The 9,635-nt window shown below is 68.2% G+C and carries 8 protein-coding genes; 5 read left to right on the top strand and 3 right to left on the bottom strand.

Translation table 11 applies throughout. The features are described 5' to 3' along the window. Nucleotides 1-118: 118 nt before the first annotated feature. The 3 genes from NJ376_RS06640 (at nucleotide 119) to NJ376_RS06630 (ending at nucleotide 2,870) form a co-directional block, all read left to right on the top strand. Nucleotides 119-1,147 carry an IS110 family RNA-guided transposase gene (locus NJ376_RS06640; protein ID WP_252952464.1) on the top strand — a complete coding sequence of 343 codons (1,029 nt, stop codon included), beginning with the start codon at nucleotides 119-121 and terminating at the stop codon, nucleotides 1,145-1,147. Between the two features lie 268 nt (nucleotides 1,148-1,415). Then, complete coding sequence (locus tag NJ376_RS06635; RefSeq protein ID WP_252952502.1) at nucleotides 1,416-2,060, top strand: SOS response-associated peptidase; 645 nt, start codon at nucleotides 1,416-1,418, stop codon at nucleotides 2,058-2,060. A 147-nt stretch (nucleotides 2,061-2,207) separates the two neighbouring features. Further along, complete coding sequence (locus NJ376_RS06630) at nucleotides 2,208-2,870, top strand: hypothetical protein (RefSeq protein ID WP_252952463.1); 663 nt, start codon at nucleotides 2,208-2,210, stop codon at nucleotides 2,868-2,870. 153 nt (nucleotides 2,871-3,023) lie between these two features. Here NJ376_RS06630 and NJ376_RS06625 read toward each other — a convergent pair whose 3' ends face one another. Further along, complete coding sequence (locus NJ376_RS06625; RefSeq protein ID WP_252952462.1) at nucleotides 3,024-4,289, bottom strand: cation:proton antiporter; 1,266 nt, start codon at nucleotides 4,287-4,289, stop codon at nucleotides 3,024-3,026. Between the two features lie 807 nt (nucleotides 4,290-5,096). Between NJ376_RS06625 and NJ376_RS06620 the strand changes: the two genes are divergently transcribed. Beyond that, nucleotides 5,097-5,300, top strand: a complete 204-nt coding sequence (locus NJ376_RS06620; RefSeq protein ID WP_252952461.1) for a hypothetical protein — start codon at nucleotides 5,097-5,099, stop codon at nucleotides 5,298-5,300. 303 nt (nucleotides 5,301-5,603) lie between these two features. Further along, nucleotides 5,604-6,956 carry a hemolysin family protein gene (locus NJ376_RS06615; protein WP_252952460.1) on the top strand — a complete coding sequence of 451 codons (1,353 nt, stop codon included), beginning with the start codon at nucleotides 5,604-5,606 and terminating at the stop codon, nucleotides 6,954-6,956. Nucleotides 6,957-7,250: 294 nt separating this feature from the next. Here the strand turns inward: NJ376_RS06615 and NJ376_RS06610 are convergent, their stop codons facing one another. After that, complete coding sequence (locus tag NJ376_RS06610; RefSeq protein WP_252952459.1) at nucleotides 7,251-8,306, bottom strand: Cj0069 family protein; 1,056 nt, start codon at nucleotides 8,304-8,306, stop codon at nucleotides 7,251-7,253. Nucleotides 8,307-8,407: 101 nt separating this feature from the next. Further along, on the bottom strand, nucleotides 8,408-9,409 hold the full coding sequence (locus tag NJ376_RS06605) for a chromate resistance protein ChrB domain-containing protein (protein ID WP_252952458.1): 1,002 nt from the start codon (nucleotides 9,407-9,409) through the stop codon (nucleotides 8,408-8,410). Between the last annotated feature and the right edge of the window lie 226 nt (nucleotides 9,410-9,635).

The raw sequence follows: 9,635 nt of genomic DNA, 5'->3' as shown, positions 1-9,635 counted from the left end.
GCCAAGCAAGCGGAAGAGAAAGCGGCCCTGAGGTGTTGTGTGATGTGCTGGTGTGGACGGCCTCTCATCCCAACGGCTTCATGACGCGTCTGCGTCAGCCAGATGAGAGGAGAGGCCAGTGAACATCCCAGTCCGCATTGGCGTGGACACCTCCAAGTCGGTGTTCCAGCTCCACGGCGTTGATGAGAATGAGGTCGTGGTCGTACGGCGCCAGTTCCGGCGAACCGAGATGATCCGCTATTTTGAACGGCTTCCGCCGGTCCTTGTCGCCATTGAGTCCTGCGGGAGCTCTCATCATTGGGCTCGCCTGCTGCAGTCGTTCGGCCACGTGGTGAAGCTGATCCCGCCGCAGTACGTGAAGGCCTACGTGAAGCGCGGTAAGAACGATGCTGCTGACGCCGAGGCGCTGTGCGAGGCGGTCACCCGGCCAAACATGCGGTTCGTCCCGGTCAAGTCAAAGGAGCGCCAAGCGGCCTGCATGTTGATGACCGTGCGAGAGCGCCTGGTCAGTGTGAAGTCGCAGCTATCGAACGCCTTCAGGAGCTATGCGGCGGAGTTCGGCATCATCGGCCCCGCCGGACGGCAGAACGTCAATGCACTCATCAAGCGGGTCCTCGAGGATGACACCCTCCCCGAGATGGCGCGCGATCTCTTCCGGTTCCAGGCACGGGAGTATGCCGCGGTCGAAGCGCGCCTCGACGAGATCGAAACCAAGTTGATGAAGTGGCACCGCGAGGATGATGTCAGCCGCCGGATTGCGACGATACCCGGTGTCGGACCTATCGGGTCGGCCATGCTCAGCATGAAGGCGCCACCGCCAGAGACGTTCAGATCGGGCCGCGACTTCGCTGCATGGCTCGGGCTTACACCCAAAGACAATTCAACCGGCGGGCGGCAGAGGCTCGGGGGCATTACCAAGGCGGGGGATTCACTACTTCGATCGACGCTGATCGTCGGTGCGACCGCGCTGCTGAGGCACATCCGGAAGGGCCGTCACACGCCCACGCCCTGGCTTGCCGAGCTTCTGGAGCGGAAGCCGCCGAAGCTGGTGGCGGTAGCGCTGGCCAACAAGTTCGCCCGCATCGCGTGGCGCCTGATGATATCGGGCGGCGTTTACAACAGGCCGCCATCTGCCATGCCGAACTGATCTGAGATCGAGCCAACGGGCCCGGGAGGCTGCCCGGCGGCTTGCCACCGAACTTGCACGGCGCAGTAGATGGTATGACCGATCGGTCGATACGCACGACTTCCCGAAGGTTACACTGGCACCACCAATGTCGCCCATGTGCTTGGAGCGGGCGTAGCGAACACCATCTCGGCCAGCGAGCTTTGCTCGCGCAAACAGGCCGGACATCTGAGAGCAAGCGATCGGGTCAGAAAGTCTGCTACGTTCGACGCAAGGGGGGGCCGTCCACATCTGCAACCTCTACAGCCTGACCAGCAACCAGCGGGCGATCCGCGACCTGACGCGGGCGATGCGGGACGGCACCGGCAACCTGCCGCCTCTGCCCGGCATCTACCCCGACACCATGGCGCCCGTTGTCCGGCAGGCCAAAGATGGCGAGCGGGAGCTCACCATGATGCGCTGGGGCATGCCGGGTCCGGCGCAGTACGGCGGCGCGCCGGTCACCAACATCCGCAACACCCGCAGCCCGCACTGGCGCCGTTGGCTCGATCCGGCGCACCGCTGCCTGGTGCCGGTCACGTCCTTCTGCGAGTGGGAGGACACCAAGCCCAGGAAGACGCCGGTCTGGTTCGCCCTCTCGGAGGAGCGCGCCCTGTTTGCCTTCGCCGGGATCTGGACCCGCTGGGAGGGTGTCCGCGGCACGAAGGCCAACCCGGTGGAAGGCGAGCACGAGCTCTACGGCTTCCTGACCTGCGACCCGAATGGCGTCGTCGGCCCCATCCACCCCAAGGCCATGCCGGTGCTGCTGACCACGCCAGACGAGATGGACACCTGGATGGCGGCGCCCTGGGAGATTGCCCGGGAGCTCCAGCGTCCGCTGCCGGACGGCGACATGCTCATCGTCTCCAGGGGCAATCGAACGGACCCAGCGTGACGGCTGGGACGGCGTCAATCGCAACGGCTCGATACACGGCCGCTCTAGGCATAGCCCGCCGACCTGTCCAAGCAGCCCGCCCTCCGCGCCGTCTCCCGTCCCTCGCCGGAGTTCATGGTCCGCGCCTACTGGGCCATGAGGATCAAGATGGCGCTCAGCCGGTTCGCCATCCCTCTGCCCAGTGTCGAGGCACAGTTCTGGTGCGCCGACTTGAGGATCACGGTCGACGAATATCTGGCAGGATTTGGGCACGTAGCCATTGGCGCTCGCCAAATGCCTCCTGATCGGAGTTGCTGGATTGCTTTTTCAGGCGACCTGCTCAACGACGAGGGTGAATCAAGCAGCATGAAGAAGTCAGACCTCTGCCCACCGTCACCTTCCAGCAACGCCACGGCGGCTGACTTGCCCAAATTTCCTCACCAGGCTGAGATGCCTTTGGTGGGCATCTTCTGGATCATCCGCAACGGCAGCGGGCTGGCGATAATCTCCGATCTGGTTGAACTGAACGCTGCCGAGCCCTACGGCGAATTTCTCACATACGGCGGCCACTATGATTACTGGGCAGCCTTGGCCGCGCTCGGTGCAGCGGAGCTTCGTCGCCGCGGCGTACCCTTGGCGCCACTCTGGTCCGAGTATGAGGAATGGCCGCGTGGGCGCGTCGTGTTCGACGTGCCGCGGAAGACGCCTGTCCTGTATGCAGACCGCAAGCTCCACAGAGCTGAGAGCCTCAGCCTCATCCAGCACCGCTTCAATCTGCCCGATGGTGCCTTTGATCTACGGACAGACTCGCACTACAATAGCATACGATGACGGCGCACGATCCGCGCAGTGGACTAGGCGTTTGGTCCCGGGATGAGGTGACGCGGGTTGAGGGTGAACGCGTCGGTCTTGCGGGGCCATGACACTGTGGCGATGCGCCTTCCCATGCATCGCAAGATGCCTACACGGTGCGGACGCGATCCACTAGGGACTTTCGGCCTTGCCGCCGAGCAAGGTGTGTCGCGCGACCAAGCCGAGAGTCGAGCCTTGGACGATGATGGAGAAGAGCACCACCGCATAAGTCGCGGTAAGGAGCGTTGACTTCTCCGGGACGCCCGGCAGCGACAGCGCGAGGGCCACAGAGATGCCCCCGTGGACCCCGGACCAGGTCAGGAAGGGTATGTTTCGCGCGGACAGTCGCCCGGACCAGGGAAACAGGAGCAGCGGAGCGGAGACAGCGACAAGGCGGGCACCGAGGACAATCGGCACCGCGGCCGCCGCGACCGCCAGCGCGGTGGGCTCGAAGCGCAGCACGAGCACCTCGAGACCGATCAGCAGGAAGAGCACCGAATTCAGGACTTCGTCTATCAGCGTCCATAAGGCGGAGACGTAGGACTGCGTGCGGTCGCTCATGGCGTAGCGCACGCCCCTGTCGCCGATGATCATGCCCGCCGCGACGACCGAGAGCGGGCCGCTCGTGCCGACCCTTTCCGCCAGGGCATAGGTGCCCGTCACGAGCGCCAGAGTGATCAGCACCTCCACCGGGAAGTCGTCGATGGCGCGCATGGCACGGTAGGCCACAAAGCCCGTGCACGCGCCCAGAGCCAGTCCACCGCCTGCTTCCCACACCAGATGGTGGGCGACCGAGCCGACACTGGCGTCGCTACCCGATCCCGCAGCGTAGCCGAGCAGCAGGGTGAACAGGACCAGTCCCACGCCGTCGTTGAACAGCGCTTCGCCCTGCACCTCGATCTCGAGGTCAGGCGGCACCTTGACGTTCTTGAGCGTTGCCAGCACGGCGACCGGGTCGGTAGGGCTGATCAGGGCGCCGAAGACCAGCGCCCAGGACAGCGATAGCGGCTGCCCGATGGCGTGCATGACGGCCCAGAAGGCCACGCCGACCACCGTGGTCGAGATGGCGGTGCCAACCAGCGCGAGGGTGACCACCGGCCACGCGCGGTTCCGCAAGGCACCAAGGTCGAGCCCCAGGGCGCCCGCAAACAACAGAAAGGCCAGCATGCCGTCCATCACGATGCCGGTGAAGTCGACCTGCCGCAGGGCTCCGGTGAGATCCTCGTAGATGTGCTGATCCGGCACTGCGAGGTCGAGCAGGACCAGCAGCAGGGAGGCGGCCAGCCCCATCACCAGCAGTCCGATTGAGTGCGGAAGCTGCACGATGTGGTGGTTGAGCCAGCCAAAGAGAGCCGAAAGCGTGAGCAGCAGTGCGGCAATGTCGAGGATGGAGGCCACTGCTTGTTCCTCTTCAAACGTGGGCGTCGCCGATCGCGCAGGTGCTCACTCAATTGAGCACTGACAGAGCGCCCTGGTTAACGCCCGCCGAGCCGAATTGGCACGGCACTTCCCGGCTGGCTCAGGAGAAGAATGAGTCCGCTTCTGGGCGTGACGGACGGCGCGACTAACGTCCGGAAAGGGCGCGAAGCCGCCGATTCCATGTGTCCCAGATACATGGCCGCCTTGCCTCCTGAACCGGACCTTGCCGGGCCGGAGTTGAAGGTCCGAGCAGGTTCCGTCTGTGGCGACAAGTCGGGCCTTGCGGGCAACGGGTGCTCCGTCCGGCCAAGGCGGCGCAGGACGACGAGTTCGGCGAGCGTGACCACCGCAAGATGGCCGAAGCCCAGTCCCCAGCCGAGCAGGCCGTCCGCCCGCGAGGTCGAGGAACCAGCCGACCCCGAGCGGGCCGAGGAACCCGCCCGCGTAGCCAGCCATGCTGTGCAGCGCGATGGTGGCGCCACGCAGCTGCTTGTTGTCGGCGGCCTGCACGGTCCCGGCGGTCAGCGCCGAGCTGTCGAGGTAGATGGCGGCGTTCCAGAGCACGACGGCAGAGGCCGCCAGCACGACAGAGACGCCACTGGGACACCCATGCGCCGGATGAGGTCGGCCAGAGAAGGGCGGGCTGGAGATCTGGGGGCACGCGACCCAGAGCCTCGCACAATTCAAGCTCCGGGTGGGCGAGGCGGGCGACGTCTATGCCGTCGCCGTGGACGAGCTGACCTACGGCCGACTTTCCAACGTGCTGCAGGGCTGAGGGAGGGCACCATGGCCTACAAGCGCAACATCGACCGCCTGCCCATCCCGCCCCGGGACGCCAACGTCCATAACGGCACCTGCCACTTCTGCATTGTCGGCTGTGGCTACCATGCCGTCTCCTGGCCGATGGATCGCCAGGGCGGGCCGCGCCCGGAGCAGAACCTGTTCGGCGAGAACCTCGGCCAGCAGCAGGGCGCCGATGCTCCGGCGTAGTTCGCGGTGTCTCCAGAGAGGAGCAGCCGCGTCCCGGTCGGCAGCCGCACTCCCGTCAAGCCGTGACCACCGGGTAGCGTCCGGTCGGTTCCCGGCGTCTTCGCCTCGGTCACGGCATAAGGCTGGTTGTCCCGCCGCCTCGGGTTACCCGCGTCGCGTCCGGACTCCGCGCCCGACGCGAGCGGCAGGCGGATGCGGCGCACGTGGCGCGACATGCCCAGGTCTCGGCGATGGCCCGGGCTGGCGGTGCCAACGTTATGCTGATCCAGAGGTCGCGCCGCCGCGGTCGCCCCGGAGGAAGCATTGCTCGAAATCGCCGTCGTCCTCGTCCTCGTCGTCCTGAACGGCGTCTTCTCCCTCTCCGAGCTGGCCGTCATCTCGGCCAGACGCCCGCGGCTGCGCGCCATGGCGGACGCCGGTCGCCCCGGGGCCGCCGCCGCCCTCGCCCTCGCCGAGGACCCGGGGCGCTTCCTCTCGACGGTCCAGATCGGCATCACCCTGGTCGGCGTCCTCGCGGGTGCCTTCTCCGGCTCGGCCCTGGGCGGGCGGCTCGCGGCCTGGCTGGTGGGCCTTGGCGTGCCGCAGTCCGTCGCCGAGCCGGTCGGCTTCGGCGGCGTGGTGGCGCTGGTGACCTACCTCTCCATCGTCATAGGCGAACTCGTCCCCAAGCGCCTCGGCCTGCGCAACCCCGAGGGCCTGGCCTGCCGCATGGCGCCGTTGATGACGGTTGTGTCGCGGGTCGCGGCGCCGGTGGTCTGGCTGCTCGACGGCTCCAGCAACCTGATCTTCGGCCTGCTCGGGCTCGGCGAGGAGCCGGAGGAGAAGGTCACGGACGAGGACCTGCGGGCGCTCGTCGCCGAGGCCGAGCGGCACGGCACCATCGAGACGGCGGAGCGGCGGATGATCGCGGGCGTTCTGCGCCTCGGCGACCGCCCGGTGCGAGGCGTCATGGTGCCGCGAGGCGAGGTGGACTGGCTCGACGCCACCGCTGGCGAGGAGGAGGTCCGCGAGACGCTGCTCCGCACGACGCATTCCCGTCTGCCGGTCGGCGACGGTTCGCCGGACGCCATGCTCGGCGTCGTCGCGGCGCGCGAGTTGCTCGCCGCACTGGTTCGGGGCGAGCCGCTCGACCTGAGGGCCAGGACCCTGACCGCCCCGGTCGTGCCCGACACCGCCGAGGCGCTGGACGTGCTGGAGATCCTGCAGGGGGCCGAGGTGCCGATGGCCTTGATCCACGACGAGTACGGACACTTCGAAGGCGTGGTCACGCCTGCCGATCTCGGCCATGTCATCGTCGGCGCCTTCCGGTCAGACATGGAGGCCGGGGAGGAACCGGCGGCGGTGCGCCGCGAGGACGGCTCCTGGCTGCTGGCGGGATGGATGGCCGCCGACGAGATGGCCGAGCGGCTCCGGATCGCCCTGCCCGCCGAGCGCGGCTACCAGACGGTCGCCGGGTTCGTCCTCCAGGCGATGGGGCAGCTGCCTCGCCCCGGCGAGGCGGTCGAGGCGCAGGGCTGGCGCTTCGAGGTTGTCGACCTTGACGGCCGCCGCATCGACAAGGTGCTTGCCGCGCCGGTCCGGGCCCACGCGGTCCGGGCGGCCCGCCGTCCAGGTGCCGGTCCGGACCCGCGGGGCGAGGTGGCGTCGTCCTCCTGACCAGGCGTCCGCGGCGCCGCCACTGGCCGCGCTGGAGGCAGCGGCTCAACGGCTAGCCGCCGCACGGGCGCCGGGCGGCCAGCACCGCCTGCAGCGCGCGGCTGCATGAGGAGCGTCAGCCGCCGCTCCTCGGCCAACCACAGGCGCCCCGGACGGCGCGGCGACGCAGCCGCGCCCGAGGGCGAGCCGCGGATCCAGCGAGATGGCTGCTGCGTCGGCGGCTGTCGCCAGGGTGTGGGTCTGGCCACCGTCCCGCGAAAGGCGCTGGGCAGCGCGTGGGCCTTCAGCGGCGCCTCAACCCGAGCGTCCGGCGGATCGCAGCCGCTCCTCGGCCAACCGCGCGATCTCCGCGGGCGCCTGGTCCGGGATGGCGAACACGCAGCTGACGTTGATCTCGCAGAGCACGTAGGTGTCCTCGCCATCCGCCGTGGGCGGCCCGTAGAGGAAGTCGGCGTCCCAGATGATGGGCAACTCCTCCCTCCTGATGCCGAGCGTCTCCATCATGCGGGGCGTCCACTCCTCTTCCATCAGCGCCCGCAGGCGCTGGAACTGCGTGGCCGAGGCGGGGTGCATGATGCGCGGGCCGGGCTGCGCCTCTGGGGAGTCCGGCCCCTCGGGCGGTGGCGGGATCAGCGCTCTGATGAGCTGGTGGCCGAACCCGACGACCCTGTCCGCGCCGACGTAGCAGCGGATCATGCCGTCCGGCAGCCGCGCCTGGAACGGCTGGTCGACCACGCAGCCGTCCACCGCGAAGTACTCATCGCAGCGCGCCAGGAAGTCTTCAAGCGGGACGTCCTCCGGCACGCTGCCCCGGCGCGCCTCCAGCACGCGGACCATGCCGTCGCGCTCGGGAAGGAGTTCGACCTTCCAGGTGCCCTGGCCGCCGTCGCCCCGGTTCCGCTTGAGCACGCGCGGGCCCTCCGCCTGGAGGCTGCGCGGGAACTCCGCCCGGAGTGCCTCGGCGGAGCGGTAGAGGTGGGTGTCCGTGCCCCATCCGAGGTGCTTGGTCCGCTGGAGCACCTCCTTGGCGCCCATCTTCAAGATGACGTCCGGATGGGCGCTGACCCACACGCCTCGCTGCGCGACGTCGCGGAGCATCGCGTCGAGCCTGTGCCTGTTTCGGCCGTCGTCCTGCGGGTTGACCCAGACGAGGACGCCGCCCACGCCCAGAAGCTGTGCCCGCACTTCGTCCTCCGCTTCCTCGGAGTAGACCGCGGGCTCGGCGCGAATGCGGCGCGCGGCCAGCTCCTCGAAGATCCGGTGATACCTGTTGTTCGCCGGGGTAGCGTTGGCGCGCGCCTCGCGGTCTCCACGCCACAGCAGTGCCAGCCTGCCGACCGTCTCCGTCATCGGGATCCTCCTCGGTCAAGGGACCAAGTCCAACCACTTCGTGAGAGCCGGGCGGCCGGAGCAGGGCGAGGCCCCAGGCCAGCCACGACACCGCCCCGTCCTCACCCTCGCGTCCGGCGGAAGACCTCGTAGAGGTCGTCGAGCACGGCGGCGCCGCGCTCAAGGCGCCGCTGATCGTCCTTGTTGGCTGCGGCGATGCCGTCCATGACGCGGGCGATGCCGCTCGCCTCCTCGCGGCTGAACTTCGCGTCCTTGAGGTCGATGTCGTGCACGATCTCGCCGATGGCGGCGAGCGCGGGGTCGTTCAGACCCGCGCGCGACAGCAGCACCTCGAAAGTGCAGCGGTCACCCTCGTGCGTGAATTCGCCCTCGTACATGTCGAAGCGCACCTCGCCGGGTTCCGGCTCGTAGCCCTTGGCAGGCACAAACTTGAACTGCGCCTCCGGGTCGATGAACCGTCGGATCAGCCATGCCGAGGCGATCCGATCCACATAGACGCCGCGCCGTGTTACCCAGACCTGGCCCTTGAGCGCGTCCATCGCGGCTGGGCCCGATGGCCGCTCCTGGCGATCTTCCTCCATGGCCTCATCCTCCTGCGTCCGGGCCTCCAGGCCCGAGAGCAACCCTTCGACCTGCTCGCGCCCATCCGCCCCGAAGAAGTCGATAGCCGCGATCCGGGCCACCTCCGTGCGGAGCCGTCCGACTTTCGCTTTGGCCTCGGCTCGGCTCATCGGGGCATCTGCGGCGTCCAACGCCGCAGTGAGGGCCCGGGCCTCCTTCGAGACGGCGTCGTAGTCTTCACCGCGGGCGGCGTTGAACAGGCCGCGGACATCCTCGTCGGAGAGGCCGTCCACCAGCCGCGCCTCCCAGATCATCCCCTCGCCGCCGAGCTCGCCGATCTCCTTGAGCAGCCACTCGAAATCCTCCTGGGCCTGCTCGCCCGCAGGCAGCACGTAGGCGGCGTTCCTCACCGCCACGGCGCCAAGCGCCTGCAGCCGCCGCCAGACCTTCACCCGGGGGTAGCCGGGCTTGGGCGGGAGCTGGTGCACCAGCAGCAGCCAGCGGGCGTGCTCAGCCCGCACGAGGGTTTCGGGGTCGCTCATAGGCGCACCATAGCACTTGGCGAAACACCGGTAAGATACACTTGTATCCTCCATACGGCGGGCGTAGGAGTCCCGTATCTCTTGGGACGAGGCACCCCATGGCTCACGAAGTCCTCCCGCTGCCCTTCAAGCCACATCGGCTAGAGGGCCTATCCGACCGGCTGCTGGTCAGCCATTACGAGAACAACTATGGCGGCGCGGTCCGGCGCCTGAACGCCATCGAGGG

This window comes from Siccirubricoccus soli (assembly GCF_024178315.1).
GTDB classification, from domain to species: domain Bacteria; phylum Pseudomonadota; class Alphaproteobacteria; order Acetobacterales; family Acetobacteraceae; genus Siccirubricoccus; species Siccirubricoccus soli.
The sequence above is the reverse complement of the archived record's forward strand: the minus strand, read 5'-3'. Positions and strand labels throughout refer to the sequence as shown.